21 protein-coding genes are annotated in these 23,380 nt (G+C 37.7%); 9 read left to right on the forward strand and 12 right to left on the reverse strand.

All coding sequences use genetic code 11. The annotated features are described in order from the left end of the window. Positions 1–27: 27 nt before the first annotated feature. On the reverse strand, positions 28–459 hold the full coding sequence (locus B9T35_RS07150) for a ComEA family DNA-binding protein (protein WP_086190436.1): 432 nt from the start codon (positions 457–459) through the stop codon (positions 28–30). Next, a complete protein-coding gene (mazG, locus tag B9T35_RS07155) occupies positions 437–1,249 on the reverse strand; it encodes a nucleoside triphosphate pyrophosphohydrolase (protein WP_086190437.1) in 813 nt (270 codons plus the stop codon). The genes B9T35_RS07150 and mazG overlap by 23 nt, the downstream gene beginning before the upstream one ends. 118 nt (positions 1,250–1,367) lie before the next feature. Here mazG and B9T35_RS07160 point away from each other — a divergent pair, with 118 nt between their 5' ends. Beyond that, a complete protein-coding gene (locus B9T35_RS07160; protein ID WP_086190438.1) occupies positions 1,368–2,144 on the forward strand; it encodes an SDR family oxidoreductase in 777 nt (258 codons plus the stop codon). A 49-nt stretch (positions 2,145–2,193) separates the two neighbouring features. Here B9T35_RS07160 and B9T35_RS07165 read toward each other — a convergent pair whose 3' ends face one another. From B9T35_RS07165 to cysM, 4 genes are read right to left on the reverse strand one after another with little or no spacing between them, the layout of a single operon-like run. Further along, positions 2,194–4,500, reverse strand: a complete 2,307-nt coding sequence (locus B9T35_RS07165) for a RelA/SpoT family protein (protein ID WP_086190439.1) — start codon at positions 4,498–4,500, stop codon at positions 2,194–2,196. A 30-nt stretch (positions 4,501–4,530) separates the two neighbouring features. After that, positions 4,531–5,922, reverse strand: a complete 1,392-nt coding sequence (gene rlmD / locus B9T35_RS07170; RefSeq protein WP_086190440.1) for a 23S rRNA (uracil(1939)-C(5))-methyltransferase RlmD — start codon at positions 5,920–5,922, stop codon at positions 4,531–4,533. 9 nt (positions 5,923–5,931) lie between these two features. Continuing rightward, positions 5,932–6,753: a 3'-5' exonuclease gene (locus B9T35_RS07175; RefSeq protein WP_086190441.1), complete on the reverse strand. Its 822-nt coding sequence runs from the start codon at positions 6,751–6,753 to the stop codon at positions 5,932–5,934. A 30-nt stretch (positions 6,754–6,783) separates the two neighbouring features. Further along, on the reverse strand, positions 6,784–7,713 hold the full coding sequence (gene cysM / locus B9T35_RS07180) for a cysteine synthase CysM (protein ID WP_086190442.1): 930 nt from the start codon (positions 7,711–7,713) through the stop codon (positions 6,784–6,786). 220 nt (positions 7,714–7,933) lie between these two features. Between cysM and B9T35_RS07185 the strand changes: the two genes are divergently transcribed. From B9T35_RS07185 to rsfS, 5 genes are all read left to right on the forward strand, one after another. Beyond that, the gene (locus tag B9T35_RS07185; protein ID WP_086190443.1) at positions 7,934–10,750 is read left to right on the forward strand and encodes an ATP-binding protein; all 2,817 of its coding nucleotides are present in this window, start codon (positions 7,934–7,936) and stop codon (positions 10,748–10,750) included. A 241-nt stretch (positions 10,751–10,991) separates the two neighbouring features. Further along, positions 10,992–11,780, forward strand: coding sequence for a crotonase/enoyl-CoA hydratase family protein (locus tag B9T35_RS07190; RefSeq protein ID WP_086190444.1), 789 nt, complete (start codon positions 10,992–10,994; stop codon positions 11,778–11,780). 42 nt (positions 11,781–11,822) lie between these two features. Continuing rightward, entirely contained in the window at positions 11,823–12,692 is an 870-nt protein-coding gene (locus tag B9T35_RS07195; RefSeq protein ID WP_086190445.1) for an NAD(P)-dependent oxidoreductase, read from the forward strand. 33 nt (positions 12,693–12,725) lie between these two features. Further along, positions 12,726–13,523, forward strand: coding sequence for a hydroxypyruvate isomerase family protein (locus B9T35_RS07200; RefSeq protein ID WP_086190446.1), 798 nt, complete (start codon positions 12,726–12,728; stop codon positions 13,521–13,523). An 87-nt stretch (positions 13,524–13,610) separates the two neighbouring features. Then, entirely contained in the window at positions 13,611–14,012 is a 402-nt protein-coding gene (gene rsfS / locus B9T35_RS07205) for a ribosome silencing factor (protein WP_086190447.1), read from the forward strand. Positions 14,013–14,083: 71 nt separating this feature from the next. On the opposite strand, the gene B9T35_RS07210 is transcribed toward rsfS, so the two are convergent. Further along, complete coding sequence (locus B9T35_RS07210) at positions 14,084–15,328, reverse strand: ammonium transporter (RefSeq protein ID WP_228147099.1); 1,245 nt, start codon at positions 15,326–15,328, stop codon at positions 14,084–14,086. Positions 15,329–15,594: 266 nt separating this feature from the next. Between B9T35_RS07210 and B9T35_RS07215 the strand changes: the two genes are divergently transcribed. Then, positions 15,595–16,212: a hypothetical protein gene (locus B9T35_RS07215; RefSeq protein ID WP_086190448.1), complete on the forward strand. Its 618-nt coding sequence runs from the start codon at positions 15,595–15,597 to the stop codon at positions 16,210–16,212. A 156-nt stretch (positions 16,213–16,368) separates the two neighbouring features. Here B9T35_RS07215 and B9T35_RS07220 read toward each other — a convergent pair whose 3' ends face one another. The 4 genes from B9T35_RS07220 to B9T35_RS07235 form a co-directional block, all read right to left on the reverse strand. Continuing rightward, complete coding sequence (locus B9T35_RS07220; protein WP_228147105.1) at positions 16,369–16,986, reverse strand: XAC2610-related protein; 618 nt, start codon at positions 16,984–16,986, stop codon at positions 16,369–16,371. 186 nt (positions 16,987–17,172) lie between these two features. Continuing rightward, positions 17,173–18,627 (reverse strand): NAD(P)(+) transhydrogenase (Re/Si-specific) subunit beta, encoded by a 1,455-nt coding sequence (locus B9T35_RS07225; protein ID WP_086190449.1) that lies wholly within the window; start codon positions 18,625–18,627, stop codon positions 17,173–17,175. Positions 18,628–18,638: 11 nt separating this feature from the next. Continuing rightward, positions 18,639–18,953, reverse strand: a complete 315-nt coding sequence (locus tag B9T35_RS07230) for a proton-translocating transhydrogenase family protein (protein WP_086190450.1) — start codon at positions 18,951–18,953, stop codon at positions 18,639–18,641. 11 nt (positions 18,954–18,964) lie between these two features. Continuing rightward, positions 18,965–20,092: a Re/Si-specific NAD(P)(+) transhydrogenase subunit alpha gene (locus B9T35_RS07235; protein WP_086190451.1), complete on the reverse strand. Its 1,128-nt coding sequence runs from the start codon at positions 20,090–20,092 to the stop codon at positions 18,965–18,967. Between the two features lie 953 nt (positions 20,093–21,045). Here B9T35_RS07235 and B9T35_RS07250 point away from each other — a divergent pair. Together B9T35_RS07250 and B9T35_RS07255 are read left to right on the forward strand one after the other, a co-directional pair. After that, positions 21,046–21,972 carry a DMT family transporter gene (locus B9T35_RS07250; RefSeq protein ID WP_086190618.1) on the forward strand — a complete coding sequence of 309 codons (927 nt, stop codon included), beginning with the start codon at positions 21,046–21,048 and terminating at the stop codon, positions 21,970–21,972. 12 nt (positions 21,973–21,984) lie between these two features. Next, a complete protein-coding gene (locus tag B9T35_RS07255; protein WP_086190453.1) occupies positions 21,985–22,857 on the forward strand; it encodes an LD-carboxypeptidase in 873 nt (290 codons plus the stop codon). Here B9T35_RS07255 and soxR read toward each other — a convergent pair. Continuing rightward, a complete protein-coding gene (gene soxR, locus B9T35_RS07260) occupies positions 22,840–23,361 on the reverse strand; it encodes a redox-sensitive transcriptional activator SoxR (RefSeq protein ID WP_086190454.1) in 522 nt (173 codons plus the stop codon). The two genes, B9T35_RS07255 and soxR, sit on opposite strands and share 18 nt — an antisense overlap. Positions 23,362–23,380: the final 19 nt, after the last annotated feature.

A 23,380-nucleotide genomic window follows, 5' to 3' on the forward strand; every position in this document is an offset into this window, starting at 1 on the left:
TCTGACTTTTAAACCACATAAAACACCTCATAAACTTAATATTGCTTTATTCTTTTCCAATAATTTTGGACCAATACCTTTCACTTTTTGTAAGTCATCGATACTGTTAAACTTTCCATTTTGATTCCGATAATCCAGAATCGCTTGTGCTTTTTTTAGCCCGACACCATTTAACTGCTGTAATTGCTCAAGGCTTGCGGAATTCAAACTAATTTTTGAACCCGTAGAAGCAACTGCTTGACCTGAATTACTCTTACTTTTAGTCGTATGACTTAAACTAGGTTTAGACAAATAATAATTGGGGTCAGTATTTTGTTTCAGTTTAGCATCTTGAGTTTGTTGCTCTGCCTTCCACTTTAAATAATTTTGATCAAAATGTTCAGCATAGCTTAACTGAGTCATACTTAAAAAAGATAAAATGACATAAAAAAATGCCTTAAAGATTGTTTGGTCTTTCATAATTTGCCTGTTTTTTTGCGTTATGTTGTTGTCGTAATACTTGCTTTGCTTGTTCCCACAACTGATCCATTTCTTCTAAGCTCATCTCTTCTATATTTTTTTGTTGTTGAAATGCTTGATCTTCAATATAAGCAAAACGCGTTTTAAATTTATAAATTGTACTTAATAGTGCCATTTCACTAGATAACCCAAGTTTACGTCCTACATTGATAAAAGAAAACAAACAATCACCAAATTCATCCAAAATTTCATCGGAATTTTGATTGACTAAAGCTTGTTTAAATTCATCAAGTTCTTCTTGTAGCTTTTCATATGCATCTGTTAAATTGGCAAAATCAAAACCAATTTTTGCGGCATTCTTCTGAATCTGTTCTGCTTGTATAATTGCAGGACCATTTTTAACCTCATCTAAACGAGATTTGGGCTTTCCTTGTTTTTCTTGTTGCTTAATTTCTTTCCATAACTGGGACACTTGTTCAGGTGTTAAATCATCAAATTGCTCTGCTTGAAATACATGGGGATGGCGACGAATTAACTTCTCTGAAATTGCCTCAACGACATCATTAAAATCAAAAGCACCTTGTTCACTATACATTTGTGACTGAAAGACTACCTGTAAAAGCAAATCACCTAATTCATCACGAATATGGTTAAGATCTCCTGAACGCACTGCCTCTTCAACTTCATAAGCTTCTTCAATTGCATATTGAGTTAAAGTTTCAGGTGTTTGAGCTTTATCCCATGGACATTTTTCTCTTAATACTTTCATTATATTTAATAAATTTTCCATAAGAATGTCCCAAACTTAAAATTAAAAATGACCCATGTGTATCTTGCATGATATATGAGAATTATGTTCAACTGCCCCTCATCAACACGAAAAATATCAAAACAAAAAGGATGAAATAATGAGCCGAAGTATTTTCATTAGTGGTGCTGCTCAAGGAATTGGTGCTGCAATTGCACGCTTATTTTACCAGCACGGCTATAAAGTTGGCATCTATGACATTAATGAAGTTCAAGCTCAAACCTTAGCTCAGCAATTAGGAAGTAATGCCAAAGCAGGCTTATTAGATGTTTCTCAATATGATCAATGGCAACATGCTTTAGATGACTTCTCTCAGTGGGCGGGTGAACTCAATATTCTCGTGAATAATGCAGGTATTCTTTATTCAGGCGAATTTGAAAAAACTGATATTCTTTCACATTATCGTACTATCGACATTAATGTAAAAGGTGTGCTCAATGGTTGCCATGCTGCACTGCCCCTCTTAAAAGCCTCCAAATTTGCACGAATCATTAACTTATCATCAGCCTCTGCAATTTATGGTCAAGCAGATTTAGTCTCATATTCTGCCAGTAAATTTGCAGTTCGTGGTATCACTGAAGGTTTAGATATCGAGTGGCAAAAATATGGAATCCGTGTTTTAGATGTCATGCCTTTATTTGTACAAACGGCTATGGTTAAAGATATGAATGCAGTCAGCATTCAAAACATGGGCGTGGACTTAACGCCTCAAGATGTCGCTGAACAGGTTTTAAATCTTGCTCAAGCAAAAGGTACAATATTAACGGCCACACATACTCCTGTAGGCTTTAAAACCAAGATCATGTTTAAATTATCAAGTATGAGTCCACAGATACTCAATCGATTAACCAATTTATATCTCACAAAAAAACATTAAAAAAAGCCCGCAAATAGTGGGCTTTTTCCATACTCAAGCTCAATAGAACTTAACTGCCTTGAACCAAACGTCTTGCACTAATAATGCCAGGTTGTTGTTCTAAGCGAGCCAACAAACGAGATAATTGTGCCAAACCTTTGACCTCAATCAACAATTTCATATTGGCAATACCATCTGCTTCAGAAATGGTATTGACCTGACGAATATTGATTTGATCGGAGAAAATTACTTGCGTTAAATCTTTCAATAAACCACGACGATCATAGGCTTCAACTACAATTTGTACACTTTGACCACGTGTCGGTTGCATCTCCCAATCTGCTTCTACAGCTCGATCAGGCTCTAAACCAATCATACGAATATAATCAGGACATACAACTTTATGAATACTCACACCACGATTTAAAGTGATATAACCTGCAATTGATTCACCATGTACAGGTTGGCAACATTGCGCCACATGAAGCTCAACATTATCTAAACCATCAATCAAAATACCATGTGCAGATAAAGTATGACTGGCACGTGGATTCAGTGTTGGCTTTAACACCAGTTCAGGTTCATCCTGATCTAAATGCATATGACGATTTACTTGATTCATCAGTGCGTGCAAGCTAATGTCGCCACTTACCAATGATACGAGAATATCATCACCTGATTTGACATTGAAATGACTGCAATAATCACTCAAATCAATACTTTTAGGATGAATCGCTAATCTAGAAAGTTCTTTATTTAATAGCTCACGACCCACTTCAAGATTTTTACTGCGATCTTGCTGTCTAAACCAATGACGTAATTTATCTCGTGCGCGTGCTGTCTTAATATAACCCAGAGAATTCACCAACCAATCACGGTTTGGTTCACGATCTTTCTTGGTTAAAATTTCAACCTGCTCACCTGTTTTTAACGTATAGGTTAAAGGCACATAACGTTGATTGACACGTGCTGCATAGCACTTATTCCCAACTTCTGTATGCACATGATAAGCAAAATCTAAAACGGTCGAACCGCGTGGCAATTCTTTAATATCACCATCACGGCTAAAGACATAGATTTTTTCAAAGCCTTCAAAATCTTGGATTTGTTCAAAATCTTCTGTTTCATCTTCATTTGGATGCGCACCTGTTTCATTACGCTCTTGGTAATGTTCAAGCACTGCACGTAAAGAATGCAAACGATGATTAAATGAATAATCTGTATTTTTTGAACCTTCTTTATAGTTAAAGTGTGAACATACCCCTAGTTCAGCTTCTTCATGCATCTCTGTGGTACGAATTTGTATTTCTAGAGATTTATTTTCAGCAATGACGGCAGTATGTAACGAACGATAACCATTGGCTTTCGGATTGGTAATATAGTCATCAAATTGATGCGGAATATGTCGCCAAATCTGATGAACCAAACCCAGTGCGTGATAACACTCAGGTACACTTTTGACCAAAACACGTAAAGCTCGAATATCATAAAGCTGATCAAAACTCAGATTTTTACTTTTCATTTTTCGATAAATCGAATAAATATGTTTTACCCGACCTGAAATTTCAGCATGAATGCCATGCTCAGCTAGCTCACCTTTCAGCTTGTCCACGACAAATTGAATGTAATGTTCACGTTCAAGACGCTTTTCATTTAATAACGATGCAATTTCTTTATAACGTTCAGGTGCTAAATAACGGAATGCGAGATCTTCAAGCTCCCATTTCAGCTGAGCAATGCCTAAGCGGTGCGCCAACGGCGAATAAATCGTTAAAATTTCTCGCGCAACACGTTCCTGACGCTCTTTCGAAGAATGTGCCAACTCACGCAAAGCATAAGTACGCTCAGCCAATTTAATCAGTACAACGCGAACATCTTCGGTAACCGAGATCAGCATTTTATAAATGCCAGATAAATGTTCACGTTGATTATTATTAAAATGATCTTCTAAACGTTTATTTTTTTCAATCAGCTCTGAAAGTTTACCCATTGCCAAAGTGCCTTTGACAAGATTGTAAACATGCTCACCAAAATTACGCTGTACTTCTTCGAGTGTGGTAATTCCTTCACGCACACTACGATAGAGCATTGCTGCAGACAAAGTATCTTCATCCACATGCAAATGCGCCAGAATATCAGCTATCCCCAAACCTATCGCAAAGGTGTTGGTTCTATGGTTTTGTGCCGACTCTAACTCTTTTTGTAATACTAATTGAGCAACTTCCGTAAGTTGCTTTAGTTCAACACCGTCTAAAATTTCACTTACACGATTCAGCCAAGTTGCCAGACCTTGCTGTGCTTCTTCGGCATGTTCTACAGTCGTTTCCTCAGATAACTCTGTGAGTTGCCCAGGTAACTGTTCACGCACTGTGACCATACCATTCTCCTCTGACCGTATTACTCATTTTTAATGGTTTATCTCTTGTTTCTTTTCAAATAAAGCAATGGATTCGACATGTCCAGTATGCGTAAACATATCCATCACACCTGCTTTTCTTAGCTGATAACCATACTGTGACAATATTCCTGCATCTCTTGCCAAAGTCGCAGGGTTACATGACACATAAACGATTTTTTTCGCACCAAAATTAGGCACATAATGCATTACTTGCTCCGCGCCTGCTCGTGGAGGATCTATTAATAATGCATCAAATCCTTGCTTTGCCCAAGAAAACTGTGAAAAGTCTTTTGTTAAATCTTGTGCATAAAATGTAACATTGGTGATGCCGTTATTCAGTGCATTTTCTGTACCACGTTTCACCATCTCTTCACTGCCTTCAACTGCAACCACGTTTCCATTTGCACCCACTTGGCGCGCAAGTGGAAGAGAAAAGTTACCTAATCCACAAAATAGATCAAGGACAGAATCTCCGTGTTGCAAATCAAGCAAATCACATGCCATCTTCACCATCTGAGGATTAACTGTTGGATTGACTTGAGTAAAATCTGTGGGATTAAATCCAAATTCAATATCAAAGTCATTCAACCGATAATGGAGTTGCATTGATGCTTGCGGATCATCTACACGATGTAAGCTGTCTACACCTGCAGGTTGCAAATACAATTGCCACTGTTTCTGTAACGCATATTCTCGTAATCGGTTGACATCAACGTCTTTTAATTTTTCCGTATGACGTATCAATAAAGCAATTTCACTATCGCCTTTTGCCAATTCTATATGACCTATCGCCGCTTTGCCTGTTAGACTTTCGAGTAACACTTTTAATTCAGGTAAAGCTGAATCCAATTGTTGATCTAAAATTTTACAGGTTTTGATTTCAATCAAATGATTACTTTGTGCTTCACGAAAACCCATCAACAATTGATTTTGTTTAGGTAAATAACGTACACCAATACGTGCCTTATGACGATAATCCGTTCGTGTAGAACGTAAAGGCGTTAACCATTGTTCAGGCTGTAGACCTGCAAAATGTTCTAAGTGTGATTTAAGCACATTATGTTTTAAGCGAATTTGTTCATCTGGATGGATGTGTTGCATATTACAGCCACCACAAACGCCAAAATGAGGACAAATCGGTTCAACACGATAAGGACTTGGATCACTCAATAGTTGAATATTATCTGCTTCTTCTAATTTTTTTGCCTGATGGGTAATTTGAGCTTTAACTGTTTCACCAGGTAAGGCATAACGAATAAAAACCTTCTTACCTTGTTTTTCACTGGGATGATTGGTTTCCGTTCCGTAGTGCGCTATCCCTCGCCCTTCATGTGAAAGTGTCTCAACTTTAAAAATATATTGGGGAAGTTGAGATGGTCGAGGTTTAGCTCTATGTTTCAAAGGAATAACCTAATCTAAAGTGGGTGGAAAATCTGAAATCGTAAATTCAGTATGTTGTGACGTTTCACGCCATACTTGTAAGAATTCAGCCTGTTGAGGCTGACCTTGTAAATAATGAATACTGGCTTGAATCCATAAACGATAATCTTCAGCCAAAATTTGACCTTTCAATAATGACCAACGTAAATAAATCAACCACGTATTTAAGACATCACCTTCACAATAGCTTGTAAGTTTAAGCCATTGCTGATTTTTGACATATTCAGGAATGTAATACCCTGAAATACCACGCTTTCCGGGATAACCCAGTAAATGTGCAACATCATCTAACTTTTGAAAATGACGTCCATTAAACATTGCCATGACATCCATTAAATCAACATGACGATGGTGATAACGGTTCTGATAGTTATTATAACGTTTTTGTGTGTCAATCTCACCTTGATCGAACAAACTTGGTGCAGATAGACCATGATACATGGCACGGAATAAGATCACAGGCAAATCAAATTGTGAACCATTCCAACTGACTAGCGTCGGATTCCGTTTATCAAAGATTGATAAGAATTTTTTTAAAATTTCGGACTCAGAGTCTTGTTCTCGGCTAAATGAAAACAATTTCATTGCGCCTTTTTCATCGATCCATAAACCTGAAATACAGACAATTTCATGTAAAGCCAAGCGCTGAAAGTCCATGCCTGATTCTTGACGGCGTAATTTACTTAAGGCTTGCTCTAAATCTTCTTGCGGAAGATCTAAACCATACAAATGTGCTCCCGCTTTAAGATCGGTTAGGGTTTCTATATCGAACACTAAAACAGGAAGACGCATGTATATATTTCTCTTAGATTTTTAAATCAATTACTGCGCATCAACAACAGAAAATAAACCTGTTGAAAGATAACGATCACCACGGTCACAAATAATACATACAATGACTGCTTCAGGATTTTCGACTGCCAACTGAATGGAAGCCCAAGCTGCACCACCTGAAGATGTTCCTGCACTAATGCCTTCAACTTGCGCTAATTTACGCATGGTTTTTTCAGCTTCAATTTGTGGAATATCCATAATACGGTCGATACGACTACGATCAAAAATGGTAGGTAAATACTCTTCAGGCCAACGACGGATTCCCGCAATACTTGCACCATCTTCAGGTTGCAAGCCGACAATTTGAATCTCTGGGTTTTGTTCTTTTAAATACTTAGATACACCCATAATGGTACCTGTCGTACCCATTGAACTGACAAAATGAGTGATCTTGCCGCCCGTTTGTGCCCAAATTTCAGGACCTGTAGTTAAGTAATGTGCTTCAACATTATCAGGATTCCCAAACTGATTTAGGACATAACCTTTGCCTTCTTGTTGCATTTTTTCAGCAAGATCACGCGCACCTTCCATCCCTTGAGCTTTGGTCACTTCAATCAGCTCTGCACCATAAGCACGCATTGCATCTTTACGTTCTTGGCTCATGTTATCAGGCATGATCAGCTTCATTTTATAACCACGCATTGCAGCCACCATGGCCAATGCAATTCCTGTATTTCCACTCGTCGCTTCAATTAAGGTATCGCCTGGCTTAATCTGTCCACGTTTTTCAGCTTGCATAATCATGTTGTATGCGGGACGATCTTTTACAGAACCTGCGGGATTATTCCCTTCAAGTTTTGCCAATACGATTGCTTGAGTATGACTTGCAAGACGTTGTAAACGCACTAAAGGGGTTTTTCCCACATAATGATCTAGTAAAAATTCGTCTGCTAAGAAATCAGGTTGTGTGTTACTCATGATGTGTACCTATATCGAGGTGCGGCTATTGTATGAAAAAATGATCTAGCCTGCACACTTTTCACAGCTTTTTTATGCACGTAAAGTTCAAACACGTTTATAAAACAAACATTACACGACTCAAAACCGCTCTATGAATGGAGATGAAGCTCCCCAAATTTCCATCATTTTTGATAAAGCATGTTAATATGCCAAGCATGGGGAATATGTGGTTGGATCCATGTCGAATTTTAATAAAAAACTCTTTAAACGCTTAAAGCTCAATCATGCCTACGGACAGCTGATAGCTTTAATTTTTGTTCCCATCATGATTTTATCCTGTGTTGGCACTGTTTTAGTATTGTCTGAAACGTCAAACTCAGCCAAAGCTCAACAACGTTTTGCAGCCATTGCGATTCTCAGTCGCTACCAATATACGGCAGAAGAACTGGTCGAACTTTTAGAAAAAGCACCAAATGAACATGCTAAAGCAGAAAATATTTTGCAAAATATGTTCAATGAAAAGTATTTACTCAGTGCAGCCATTTTAGATCACAACAATAAAAATCTATTAAGCATCGGTTATCAAAATAAACGGATGTGGCCTCCAATTCCTGCTCAACAAATGTTTTTTGGTCCCATCACCTATAAAGACAATAATATTTATGGCATGCGCCTTAATCAAACCGACACTCATAAAGATATGTGGTTAGTGATTGAGTTAGACAATCAGCCTTTAGAAATTTCGCATTATCGTGTTTTGATCGTTTTGATCACGACGGGATTGCTCACATTATTACTGTTATTGTTATGTCTCAATTTCTACTCACGTCGCTGGATTGCACCGATGTATGAAATTCGCATGCAGTTACAACGTTTAAATGCAGATACGCTTGATCAGCACATGGTGATTAATAGTACGGGTGAACTTCGTTTACTTCAGCGCGACATTGCCAATGTTGTGAAACGACTACACTTTAGCTTTTTAGAACTCAAAGAACATACTGAACAAACTGAAGATGATTTACGCCGTACATTAGATACCTTAGAAGTTCAAAACATCACCTATAAACAAGCCCGTGACCAAGCGATTTCATCAAACCAAGCCAAGTCTGTTTTCCTTGCCAATATCAGTCATGAATTACGAACACCACTAAACAGCATTGATGGCTTTATTCACTTATTATTGCGTCAAGGAAATTTAAGCAATGATCAAAGTTTATACTTGCAAACCATTCGAAAATCATCCGCACATTTATTGGCATTAATTAATGATGTCTTGGATTTCTCTAAAATTGATGCAGGCAAACTAGAATTAGAAACAGCACCCTTTGACTTAGAAGAAGCTATTTTTGATGTCATGGATATGCTTTCGCCTTTAGCTGCACAAAAACAAATTGATATGGCATTTTATTATGCTGACAATGTACCGAAGCATGTGATTGGTGATGCATTACGGGTTAAGCAAATTCTCACCAATCTTATTTCAAACGCCATCAAATTTACCCCTGATGGTGAAATCATTGTCCGTGCCCGCATGGAACATGATGATATTGGTCAGTGCTTATTACATTTTAGTGTTCAAGACAGTGGAATTGGTTTAAGTGGTACAGATCGTAAACGTTTATTTGAATCTTTCTCACAAGGTGATGCTTCTGTGACACGCCAATTTGGGGGCACAGGCTTAGGTCTAGCCATTTCCAAACAGCTTGTCAGTTTAATGCATGGGCAAATCGGTTTTGAAGACAACCAAGAACGTGCTCCTACTGAAAAAGGCTCAACTTTTTGGTTTACAGCTAAGTTTGGTGCAGATGAAGAAAACCTTGAACATCCGAATTTCTCCAATATGCATGTCGTGTCTTATTTAGCACACCCTGCAACAGCCAATGTTCTGCGTCATTATTTAGAAAACTATCAAGTCCAGCATACTGAATGTCAGTCAATTTTAGATTTATTCAGTCGTTTAAATAGTCTTTCAGACCAGCTTGAAAATACATGGCTTATTGTTGACCATAGTGGTGATACTGAGGCATTGCTGAAAGAAATTCGAGGACGTTATCAAGGTCATTTAGCCGTTTATGGTTACCAAATGACTTTAGATCCGAATATGCTTTCAGAATATAAAGCACGTCCTTTATATCAACCTTTAAGTCGTACTGCTTTAATTCATTTACTCAACAACAAACCTATTTTTGAACATGAACAGCACGAAGATTTTAAAGGACGAGACTTACATGTTTTGGCTGTAGATGATCATTTACCCAACCTGATTGTTCTAGAAGCACTGTTAGGCGAACTAAACGTAAAAACCACGAAAGCTCTTAGTGGACAGGAAGCTCTCAACATTTTACAGCAACATATCGAACAAGGTCTAAAACCGTTTGATTTGGTATTTATGGATATTCAAATGCCTGTCATGTCAGGTATTGATACCACACGTGCGATTCGATCTTTAGAATCAACACTTGATGGCATGCGCATGCCAATCATTGCTTTAACCGCGCATGCCCTCGCTGATGAAAAACAAAAATTGCTTAAAGTCGGCATGGATGACTATGTGACGAAACCAATTCAAATTGATCAGATCATCCAAATCCTAACCAATTGGACCAGTGATAAATTCATACAGCATATTCAAACTATTGAAAAGACAGTTTTTATCGAAGCTCTAGACACCAATATTCTAGATTGGAAACAAAGTCTACAATTGGCAGCCAATAAAGAAGATCTCGCACAAGATTTATTAAAAATGTTAGTCGATAGCTTCCCAGCAGAATTGACCGAAATTGAGCAATTGATTGAAATGGAAGATTTCCCACAACTTGAACACGTCTTACATCGCTTATATGGTGCAACACGTTATGTCGGAACACCTAAATTACAAAAAGCCACGGGGACTTTTGAGCAATTCGTTTCAACCTTAAGAAAAGAACGTCGCAAGGCAGATGAACCATTTATTCAAGAAGTACATCAGCGTTTAGATGAGCTACAGTTGGTCATTCATGAAGTAGAGTCAGCCGCTCAACAAGTCTTGGTTCATGATTTAAAAAATGAATAAGCTGCTTCGTGTATAAATTCTTTTAATTTATCGATAACTGAGAAAAATAAAGTGGCTGTTAACCCTTATTCAAAATGTTTAACCGAAAACTGATAAATATTGATGCGAGATGATTCATATTAAGGATCAAGCACCTCAAACTGAGACTAACGCTACTAACCTTTGAATGTGACTGTACTGTCATGAAACCAAATAGCGCTCATGTTATGCTCAGAAACAAGGAAAAATAAGAGTTAACTTCATGGCACTATTACGTTTAGAAAAGAAAGATGGCATTGCAACGGTTTATTTAAACCGCCCCGAAAAACGCAATGCGATGAGTTTTGCATTGTTAGGCGAATTGGTCGCAATGGCGAAAAAAATTAAAAAAGATCGCAGTATTCGTTGTGTCATTTTAACTGGTGAAGCCAATGTCTTTAGTGCAGGAATTGATTTAGCTGATTTAAATAGCCCTAAAAACACTGTATTTGCAGCATGGGAATTGATTAAACCGGGACAAAGTCTGTTCCAAAAAGCTTTTTTAATTTGGCAAGAACTCCCAGTTCCCGTGATTGCTGCTTTGGAAGGTTTCTGTTTTGGTGCAGGTATGCAATTGGCTTTAGCTGCTGATATTCGTATTGCTCATCCTGATACTCAAATGTCAATTATGGAAAGTCGTTGGGGGCTCGTTCCTGACATGGGCTTAACACGTTCAATTAAAGGAATCATCGGCTTAGACTTAGCCAAAGAATTAACGTTAACAGCACGAATTTTTGATGGTCAATATGCTAAAGATATTGGCTTGGTTACCCATCTTGCAGAAGATCCACTCGCTAAAGCGCAGCTGATTGCACTTGAAATGCTACAGCGTTCGCCAGATGCACTGATGGCTGCAAAGCGGGTTTTAGATGCTATGGAACACGAACCAAAGAAATCTTTACGTTTAGAAAAAATTTGGCAATTAAAATTACTGTTAGGTAAAAATAGCCAAATTGCTCGTAAAAAGGATAAAAATCCTGACGTGCAATTTCTACCGCGTCAGTACAAATAGCTGAATAAACAACCAAACTTTTGAATTATTGAGACTAAAGTGATGAGTTTTGATCGTAATAGTAAAGTAGCTTTTTTAGGTATGGGACTGATGGGCAGCCGTATGGCAACCCGTTTAATTCAAGCTGGCTTTGATGTTGCTATTTGGAATAGAACCCAGAGTGCCTGTGATGTTTTGATTGATATGGGAGCGACTGCCCTTCAACTGGAAGATATTTATCAATACCCGATCATACTCACCTGCCTTGCTGACGATCAGGCTGTACATAGTGTCTTTGAGCAAATCCGTCCAAATTTAAAAGCAGGACAAGTCATTGTCGACTTCTCCAGTCTCTCGGTGGATAAGACCAAGCAATTTGCAGAAGATGCTCAGCAAGTTGGAGTGACATGGATTGATTCCCCTGTATCAGGTGGTACCGCAGGTGCTGAACTTGGAACTTTGGTAATTTTTGCAGGTGGTAATGCAGAAACCATTCAAGATTTAAGCCTCATTTACAATGTACTTTCACAACGTGTCACGCGAATGGGTGATACTGGTACAGGTCAAGCCACCAAAATTTGCAATCAACTGATTGTAGCAGCCAATAGCACTTTAATTGCTGAAGCTGTTGCGTTGGCAGATCTCGCAGGTGTGGATACTACTTTGCTCGCTCCTGCACTGGCAGGTGGTTTCGCAGATTCAAAACCTTTTCAGATTCTGACACCGCGCATGGCAGCACATCAATTTGAACCTGTACAATGGAAAGTGAAAACGCTTTCCAAAGATCTTAATAATGCTATAGTTTTAGCAGAACAATTTAAGCTGGATATTCCCGTTGCCAAAAAAGCATTAAGCCAATTGACACAACATCAAGATCACGGCTTTGCTGAAAGTGATTTAGCCACGATCATTCAGCAAGTGGAATCGAAGTAAACTCTTTTATCCCAGAGCATGGAGCGCAATCATATGACTAAACTTGCAGTAAATATTTCAATGATTTTTACTGAAGTACCATTCATTGAGCGTTTTGCTTTAGCACATGCTCAAGGGTTCAAACATGTAGAAATCCAATTTCCTTATGAACTGAGCATTGCAGATATTCGAACTCAAATGGAACTATATGACCTAGAGATCTGCCTGATTAATGTCCCTGCAGGTGATTTAATGCAGGGTGGAAATGGTTTAGCAGGTATTCCAGGTCGTGAAATGCAGTTCAACCAAGCTCTTGAACTTGCGATTGAGTATGCAACGGCTTTAAACATTCCTCGTGTTAATATTTTGGCAGGCAAACAACCGCTTGATGCAGACTTACTTCCTTGCTTAAACACTTTAGCTGAAAACTTAAAACTCGCTTGTCACAAGCTTACTCATCATCATATTCAGCCTGTATTTGAAATGATTAATGGCACAGATATGCCACGCTTTTTGGTTCAAAATATTGCTCAAGCACAAGAAATGTTAGAGGCAGTCAAACACCCTGCTTTAAAAATGCAATATGACTGCTATCACATGGCAATGATGGGTGAAAATGTATTGGATACACTCAAAGAGAATATTGATTGGATTGGGCATATTCAATTTGCAGATTGTCCAGGTCGACATGAACCCGATACAGCGCAAATTGCTTTCAAAACAATTTTTGACTATTTAGATCAAAGCGCATATTCAGGCTTTATTGCTGCCGAATACAAGCCACAATCACATTCAAATCAATCCTTTGCTTGGAAAGATAAATACTTTACCAACAATCATTCTATCGAATGATTTAAACAAGTACGTTCTAGTATTTGAAATTCTATAGCAAAGGCGTTATATTAGACGATGAGTTATAGTCAGGAAAATATACTTCACATGAATTTAGAACCATCGCCCAGCGCTTCTAATTCTCTCGAACTCTCAATGAATTCTCAAAATCAAGACGTACAGGCTTGCTTAAAAGTTGTACGTGAAGCACTACTTGATGTAAAAGCTAAAGATATTTTAGAAATAGATGTGAGCTTAATCAGTAACGTTGCAGATGCAATGGTGATTGCGAGCGGAACGTCTACGCGTCATGTTAAAGCGCTTGCTGATAACGTTGCTGAAGAAGCACGTAAAGCAGGGTTTCGCCCAATTGGTGTTGAAGGTGAGCGTGATGCAGAATGGATCCTCGTTGATTTAGGATTTGTTGTTGTACATGTTATGCTTCCTACAGCGCGTAAATTCTACGACTTAGAAAGTTTATGGCGTGGCACTCCCGAATCAGCATCGTAAGTAAAAAAAGCGACTAAAGGTCGCTTTTTTATTGTCTTAAAAATCATTCAGAACATATTTTTATTTATAATTTATACAACCTTATTTTCATTGTCATATTTACCTAATTTTAACTTGACCATATAAATCGTTTTAAACAACAAATAAGCCAAACCAAAACTCCAAATAAAAGCAATACTTACACCAATGATTTGACTCACCAATGTTGCCTGCCCCATTTGTTCAACGACGACATTATTCGTAAATGGGATAGCCAATGTCCCCCATACACCGCATAAGCCATGAATCACAACCACTTCACGAATATTCTTTGCATGAATCCATCGATTGAGTAACGTTGGAACAAATAGCGTTAAAGCACCTGAAATAATCCCAATAATGACAGATGCAGATAAACTCACAAAACCACAACTGGCCGTAATCGCAACCAAGCCACCTAAGGCAGCTTTGATTAATGCTTCCCATGATAGCTGCTTATAGAAAAGTAATGATAGACAAAGTGCTGAAATGGCAGCCCCAAGCAATGCGGCCACTGAGTTAACGACAATCGTGGCAACATCAACATGAATCGCTGAAATATAGATTACATTTAAACCTGACCATGCTAACCACAACACAAAGCCTGCCAATGCCATTGAAAGAACTTTATAATCATCAAAGATAATGTCACGCTTTTGAATTTGTTGTTTTTGTTCACTTCTTAAAATGAAATAACCTGCTAAAACAATCCATGCAGCAGTTGAATGCACCACTGTTGAACCTGCAAAATCAATAAATCCAATTTGTTTTAACCAACCACCATCAAACAGTAAACTCCCCCAAACCCAACTACTGTAAACAGGAAAAATAACGCCTGAAATAAAAAATCCAACCAGTAAAAATACCATTAAAGATGAACTACTGGGAATAATTCGCCCAACCACAGTGGTAATTGTTGTTGCCATTAAGCTGTAAAAAAAGATTAAATTCCAATGCCAGCCCTGAAGGATAGAAAAAATTGGTTTATCCGTTTCAACCCAACCTAAATACCCAATCAACATACTCATTGCGCCAAAAAAAGCGCCACCCAAAAGTGCAGACAAATAGTTAATACATAGATTTTGCAGTGACTTAGAGTTTTTTTCGTATCCACCCTCGACTACAGCGAAACCCGCTTGCATTAGGATGACAAAAAAGCCACCCAAAAATAAAATTTTATAATCTAGAGCAAAATTGAATTTTTCAATATCATCAGTAAAACTATTCACTTCTGCGAAAATTTGCATTGAGGTTAAAGCAAATACAAGACAGATCAATTGTCTTCGCATTGTCATCATAAAATCCCCTCAATGGATATAAAATTGAATCTTCATTCAAATCATTTTCATATATTTAATGTTAAATATTGATATAATTGTTAATCAAATCACAAAAATAACGTGATGCGTCAGTATATAGTTTCATTCGATGACAAAAAACCTTTAACAACAATCTTTTTAATTTATGTGATCAATAACATGAATTAATAACAATATCCAACTAACATCTCAACTTAAGCTATATTTTAAAAGTGAGTTGTCTTAAATTTAATGAAAATATTAACATGATGAAAAATATGAATTTTCTAAAAGTAATTAATATAAATGGTTCCTTAACAATATTTTTATTGAGTATCAGTTCAATTACAACTGTTTATGCTGCTCCAACTCCCTATTCTTTAGCAAAAAACAATTTTGAAACTCAGTGTGTTCGAGGCTTGGCAACCCCTGTCTTAGTTCAAAATAAAGTGTTTAACCACAGTTTTAAAATCAAAAATAGTACTGGAGACTTCCCTATCCTTTATGGAGAAGAAAAAGCCTCTTTGCCCAACCATCAAAATATACAACTAGAAAATTCAGGTTGTGAATTTTATACATTTCAAATCAAGCTAACATTAAATGCTGATATGCTTGAGAAAAATCAGAAACTTTGTCAGTCTTGCTTAGCTCAGCAATTGAAAAGTTTAGCGCTCTATTTTAAAAAGGATGATCAAGATTTTTATTTTGATGGCATAAAAGCTTTAGAGCAACAATTAAAAAAGAAACAAACATTTAAAATCCATCAGCCTTATGTATTGGCAGGTTCTGAAGATATGCCTCAAACCATCGAGTTTTCTCAAATAAAAAAACAAGCAAATGGACAATATACTGTCGATTTTTATATCAGCACTGGACCCTTATAAGTGTATAAAGATGTAGCAATACTTTGAAATACCGCTTAAAAAATCTAGATCACATATTGGATAAACATCAGACATCCATGTTCACGAGTCTATTCTTCTGTTCAAAAGGTTCTGCTCTAAAAGTAAGTTGAAAGTTTGTATATCAGATGTCCAATTCTAGTTTTTATAATATTGATCTATAGGATAGTATTTCGTTTTCTCTCTCCATTTTCCTTTTAGCAAATAGCGTTCAGTCACTTTAACTTTATCACCTGATATGGATCTCGCATCTTCAATCAACTCATAAACTGGGACCAAACCTTTCTGAGGGACAACTGCATATTCCGAAGTAATATGATAACAACAACCACTTTTATTAAAAGTAATGATTCTTTTACGCTGCGGATCATTCTGAAACATTCCCAAGTTTTCTCGGGTTAATGTGGATAGTTCTTCACTCAACACAAATTTCTTTCTCGTTTGATTAAAGACATATACATCATAAGTCGGCCCACCATACGAACCTTTATTTCCATTACGAATAGCAAGATCTTCTGTACCATCAAAATTAAAATCATCAAAAATTAATGCACTTTGTTCATCATATAATTGAATAACATTCACAGATGGTTTCTGTTTTTCATCCAGATACATCGTCAAATCATCAGATTTAAAAACTTGAACAAGAGTGTTCATCGCTTTTTTATATAAAATGATTTTTGCTTGACCACCACACTCATCGTTTTCACAATGTACATCAATGCTTGCATCATAGTTTTTTGAACCTTTTTTGATTTCAAAAACCTACGCATTCACCAACGGGTTACACAGTGCGACAATCAAAGCTAAAGTAACTAGAGACAATCTTAATATTCTGTTCATTTTTCTTATTTCATTACATGTATTAAATAATTTTAGCAGAAAAACCCCTTCATAAAAAAACCACCCGAAGGTGGTTTCTAAAGCTTAAATGTATGGAACTTAGTGTCCGTTACCATTAATCGCTTTAGTCATTTCCTCTACAACTTTTTTCGCATCACCGAAAATCATCATCGTTTTTTCGTTATAGAACAAATCATTATCCAAACCTGCATAACCTGTTGCCATAGAGCGTTTGATCACCATAATGGTACGCGCTTTATGTGCTTCAAGAATCGGCATACCATAAATTGGTGATGTCGGATCATCTTTAGCAGCAGGGTTTACAACGTCATTTGCGCCAATTACAAGAACCACATCTGTTGCAGGGAAATCTGAGTTGATTTCATCCATTTCGAGAATATCTTCATACGCAACATCAGCTTCTGCAAGCAATACATTCATATGACCAGGCATACGACCCGCAACTGGGTGAATTGCAAAGCGTACTGTTACACCTTGTTCTTTCAAAATTTCACATAGCTCTTTAACAGCATTTTGTGCACGACCTTGCGCCATACCATAACCTGGTACAATCACAACGCTGTCCGCATTTGACATGAGGAAGCCTGCATCATCTGCTGAACCTGAACGATAGTTACGTTGAACTTGTTCGCCTTTGTCCGCTGAAGCAACCGCAGCACCCCCCATCGCACCACCAAACAATACGTTGATGATTGAACGATTCATTGCTTTACACATGATGTAAGACAAAATTGCGCCTGAAGAACCTACAAGTGAACCAGCAACGATTAACATATTGTTTTCAAGTGTGAAACCAATACCTGCCGCTGCCCAACCAGAGAATGAATTGAGAAGTGATACCACAACTGGCATATCACCACCACCAACAGGGGCAATCCAAACCCAACCAAAAGCAAGTGCAAGTGCAGTCATTGCCCAGAATGCTTGCATATTACCTGTGGTGAAGAAACAGATTCCACACGCAACCATTGCAATGAAGATAATTGCTTGTACAGGTTTAACCCATGCACCAGAAATTGTTTTTGCCCAGTTTTTTGCAGCCAATTTACCGTAAGCAAATACAGATGCTGTAAAGGTAATTGCACCAACAAAACAACCTACAAATAATTCAAATAAATGAACTTTACTCATATGCGTGTGTTGAACACCTGCATTTGTGAGAGCAGTTTCATTTTGAGCAAACAATGCAGTCAATTGGTTGTTATGCAGAATTGCAGCAATCGCAATCAATACTGCAGCCAACCCGACTAAAGAGTGCATCAGTGCCACTGTTTCAGGCATTTGTGTCATTGGTACAGTACGCGCGCGTGCAATACCGACAACCGCACCCAACACCATTGCACCCACGATCATCCAAATGACTGGACCATTGGCAACAAAAAATGTGGTAACAACTGCAATACCCATTGCAATCATACCGTAACGGTTACCTTGAATCGCTGTTTTAGGACCAGACAAACCACGAAGCGTTAAGATAAAGAGGATGGCACCTACAAGGTACAACCAATTTGCATTCTCTTGAATAAATTCCATCTAAATGCCCCTTATTTCTTTTGCTTAGGTTTAAACATTTCCAGCATGCGCGCAGTTACTGCGAAACCACCGAAAATATTAATACTCGCCAAAAATACAGCAATGGCACCCAATACACTCACGACATTCACAGTCTGAAATGCAACATTTGCATCTACACCCAAAACAGGCATACCGACAGTTTGTAACATTGCTCCCACGATAATAATCGAAGATAAAGCATTTGTTACCGCCATTAACGGCGTATGTAGCGCAGGTGTTACACCCCAAACCACGTAGTAACCAACAAAGATGGCTAAGACGAAAATTGTAATAGTTTCAACCATGAAATTTCTCCTTAACCACGTTTGAGCAGTACTTGACCGCCATGCGTTACAAGTAATGCTTTTTGAATTTCATCTTCTAGATTGACTGTAAAGTTTTTCTCTTTATCGAATAGTGTTTCTACAAAATTAAATACGTTACGCGCATACAACGACGAAGCTTCAGTCGATACTGTAGATGGAAGATTCGGAATACCCAAAATCGTCACACCATTGCTCGTCACAACATTTTCGCCACTAACTGAACCTTCAACGTTACCGCCTGTTTCAACAGCCATATCTAAAATGACTGAACCCGGTTTCATTTTGGCAACAGTTTCAGCTTTAATTAAACGCGGCGCATCACGACCCGGTAAAAGTGCTGTTGTAATCACAATATCTGCATTTGAAACAGCTTTATCTACAATCACGGCTTGATCTTGAATGTATTGCTCACCCGGCATCCATCCATAACCATTTTTTGCAGCATCAGCAGCTTTTTGTTTTTCTTCGTCAGACATTGGAACATCTAACCACTTACCACCTAAAGACTCAACTTGATCGCGAGCCGTAGGGCGTAAATCAGTTGCTTCAACTACTGCACCCAAACGTTTTGCAGTTGCAATCGCTTGTAAACCAGCAACACCAACACCCATGATGACGATACGTGCAGGTTTTACAGTACCTGCTGCAGTCATTAACATTGGGAACATACGTTGATATTCTGCAGCAGCTAAAAGTACAGATTTATAACCCGATACATTAGCCTGAGAAGACAATACATCCATGTTTTGCGCACGAGATAACGTCCGTGGCAAAAGCTCTAACGCAAATGCAGACACTTGCTGTGATGCGAATTGGTCAAGTTCAGTATTGCGGTATGGGTCAAACATTGCCACAACAGTTGTATTCGCTGTGAGCTTTTGAATTTCACTACCATGTGGTGCGCGAACTTTCAAAATGATTTGGCTACCAGTGTAGGCATCATCTGTAATTTTGGCACCAACTTGTTCATAAGCGCTATCAATGAAAGCAGCTTTTACACCTGCTCCACGTTCAATAACAACATTATGACCAGCACTGATCAACTTTTTTACTGTCTCTGGCGTAGCAGCTACACGTTTTTCACCGACGACAGTTTCGGTTGGAATTCCGATCTGCATGAGCATTCCTCAAGCTAATTTTTCTTAAAGTAAACATCGTTAATAACGATGCTTCCCCCTAGGATGCGTTCTTCTGAATTTTTGGATTCTAATTGAACTATTTTAAAATACTACCCAATATTTATTTAATAAATACCCATATTTTGAACTCATGATTCATAAATATAATTGTACGATATAGTATATATCGGTTTTGCCTGTGCTTTTGAATGGCACATTCTGCTTATTTTGTCTTCCATTTTGAACTTTCACCTCATCTTTCTATTTTTAGCGTGCTCATTTTTCATATCTATCTTATGAAGTGAATAAGGCACTGTGTCTAAAACATCTGCTTTGAACAAATTTTAGCTTTTCTTGCAAGTCGACAAACTGCAGATAAAACAAGATATTCGTCCTTTTATTCAAAGTAAAACTCGCCTTTCTGACATCATATCTGAATAATTTTAAAACAAGTATTGGCTGTTTTTTCACAAATCCCTGTCAGTTTTGTGAGTCATCTTTTTATTCCTTTTTTTAATTTCACTAATAAAAAAAAGTACTTATAATAGCGCCTAAAAATTTATACGGCTTAAGTCTAAACTCAGTCCAAAAATATTTAATTTTTTTCCATTCGCCATTTTGCCAGATGATAATGGCTGTCCTACATAGATATGCAATGTATAAAAATGCACCATTTTGATGCAATTTTAATCTTCATAAATCACTGAATATCTAATCGTATCGTTTTAAAATGACAAAAAATTGAAATGAACTTATAAAAATCACTTACTTCCCACTTAGAATGAACCCAAATATTGCAATGGTGCATAAAATCTGCATATTTACATTCCATTTTTTGATCAGATTGATTCTTTTTTTGCATTTCACCTGAAAATTTAAAAACATTATACTGATTGTTCAAGATGTCTTTTGCTTCACTCCTAAGCCAAAGCAAGTCCAACAAAGTTGAAGTTATGAAATTCAAACTATCAAGTGTGCAACTCGGTTCTTTATTTGCACTCTGCGCTGCTTTTCTGTTTAGTACCAAAGCAATTTTTATTAAGCAGACCTATGCACTGTCACCATTAGTGGATGGCACTGTGTTAATGGCGCTCCGCATGGCAAGTGCACTGCCCTTTTTTCTATTAATTTGTTGGATCAATCGTGGGCATAACAGGAATATTCCAACAAAAGATTGGATACTGCTGATATTTGCAGGACTAATTGGCTATTACCTTTCAAGTTGGCTCGATTTTGCAGGCTTGATGTATATCAGCGCATCTTTAGAACGTATTATTTTATTCTTATACCCAACCCTAACCGTGATTGCATCAAGCATCATTTATAAGCAAGGTTTAAGTATTAAAAGCATCTTTGCAATCGCTTTAAGTTATGGCGGTACAGTGATTGTGATGTTACAAGAACAAAGCAGCATGCTGCATGAAGGCAAGTTTTGGTTAGGTGTAAGTCTGGTTTTTGCCAGTGCGATAAGCTTTGCATCTTACTTATTGCTTACACCACGTTTAATCCAGCGCTTTGGTTCATGGAACTATACTGGCTTAGCTTTGAGTATCGCTTGTATTGGCACGCTTACACATTATGTCATTGCGACACCAAATCCAATTGGCTTACTCAGCCAACTTCCTCAAGAAGTCATTTGGTATGGTATTGCACTCGGTTTATTGGTGACCGTTCTACCGACTATTTTAATTGCACAAAGTATTTCCCGTCTGGGTGCGGCACAATCCGCAATGATCGGATCAATTGGTCCAATTTTAACGATTATCTTAGCTGTTGCATTTTTAGGTGAACATATGAATGCGATACAATGGTTTGGTTGCTTACTCAATATCATCGGTGTCATGATGATTACCTTATCTAAAAAGAAACTCGCCCATTAATCTGGATTAGACATGCATTTTCGAATTGTTTCACCTAGCGCTTGTGTTGATATTGAAAAAATAGAACTCGCACAAAACTTACTGGAACGTTTAGGTCACCAAGTTTCATTAGCAGAACATGTTTTTGCTCAATATCGTTATTTGGCAGGAACAGTAGAACAACGTATTGCTGATCTCAAAAAAGCATGTTTAGACCCAAATGTAGATGCAATTTGGTGCGCTCGCGGTGGCACAGGCGCTGCTGAATTAGTGCCTTATTTAGCTGATTGGATTTTGAATAAGCCAGTAGTTGGCTATTCAGACAGTACCGTTTTATTAAATTATGTTGCAATGCATGGCGGGCAAGCTTTGCATGGTCCAGTCTTTCAAGAAATTGCAGTGAAAAACTTGGACAATGAACCGCTTTCATATGATGCATTAAAGGTCATTAGCTTAGTTGCAACAGATTCCAATAAAATCAATCATTATCCGCTTTGTGGATTTAATGTTTTCACTCAACATCATGATTTAGCTAACCTAAAAACTGTTGGTGGAAATTTAACAGTCCTTTCCACATTGCAAGGCACTTCAAATGCTTTACAACTTACACAGCCAAGTATTTTACTGCTTGAGGATGTAGGTGAACCTTACTACCGCTTAGAGCGTTGCTTTGTACAGCTCCTACAAAGTATTGATACGACACAACTCAAAGCTGTGGTCTTGGGTGATTTCTATCAATGCCCACAAAAAAATGTTCCCCATTCAATTGCTGAGATTTTTTCGGAACATCTTCAGTCCTTAGATATTCCACTTTATCAATGTGATTGGTTTGGTCATGGTGAGTACAATCGTCCATTTTGGATTGGAGCATCTGCATCCATTCAAGATTCACAACTCATCATCTAAAGTCTTAGCCTCTATGGCATCTTGATTTAATAATGTGGTCAGAACATCTTGGAAATGTGCCCCTGCAGATTCCTGTGCAAATTGATCTTCTGGATTACGTAATGGGCATTGCTTCAAAGAAAGACATCCACAACCAATACATTTATCTAACTGCTGTCTTAGTTGTAATAAGCGAATAATATGCTGATCTAATTGAGCTTGCCACTTCTGCGACATCTTTTGCCAATCTTGCTTTGTGGCAACATCATGCTTAGGCAATACTGAAAATGCATCTTTCACTTGTTGCAGGCTGATTCCGACTTGTTGCGCAACTTTAATAATGGCGATTCGCCTTAACATTGCCCGTTGATAACGGCGCTGATTACCAACAGTTCGTGTACTCCAAATCAACTCTTTTTCTTCATAAAAGCGAATTGCAGGCACACTCACATCACTACGTTCAGCAAGTTCTCCAATACTCAGCCATTGGCTTAACGATTTAGAATCATCATTTTTTCCTATCAATTTCTTCTTGACCTCAAGT

Origin of the sequence: Acinetobacter sp. ANC 3832 (assembly GCF_002135415.1) — a bacterium.
GTDB lineage: Bacteria > Pseudomonadota > Gammaproteobacteria > Pseudomonadales > Moraxellaceae > Acinetobacter.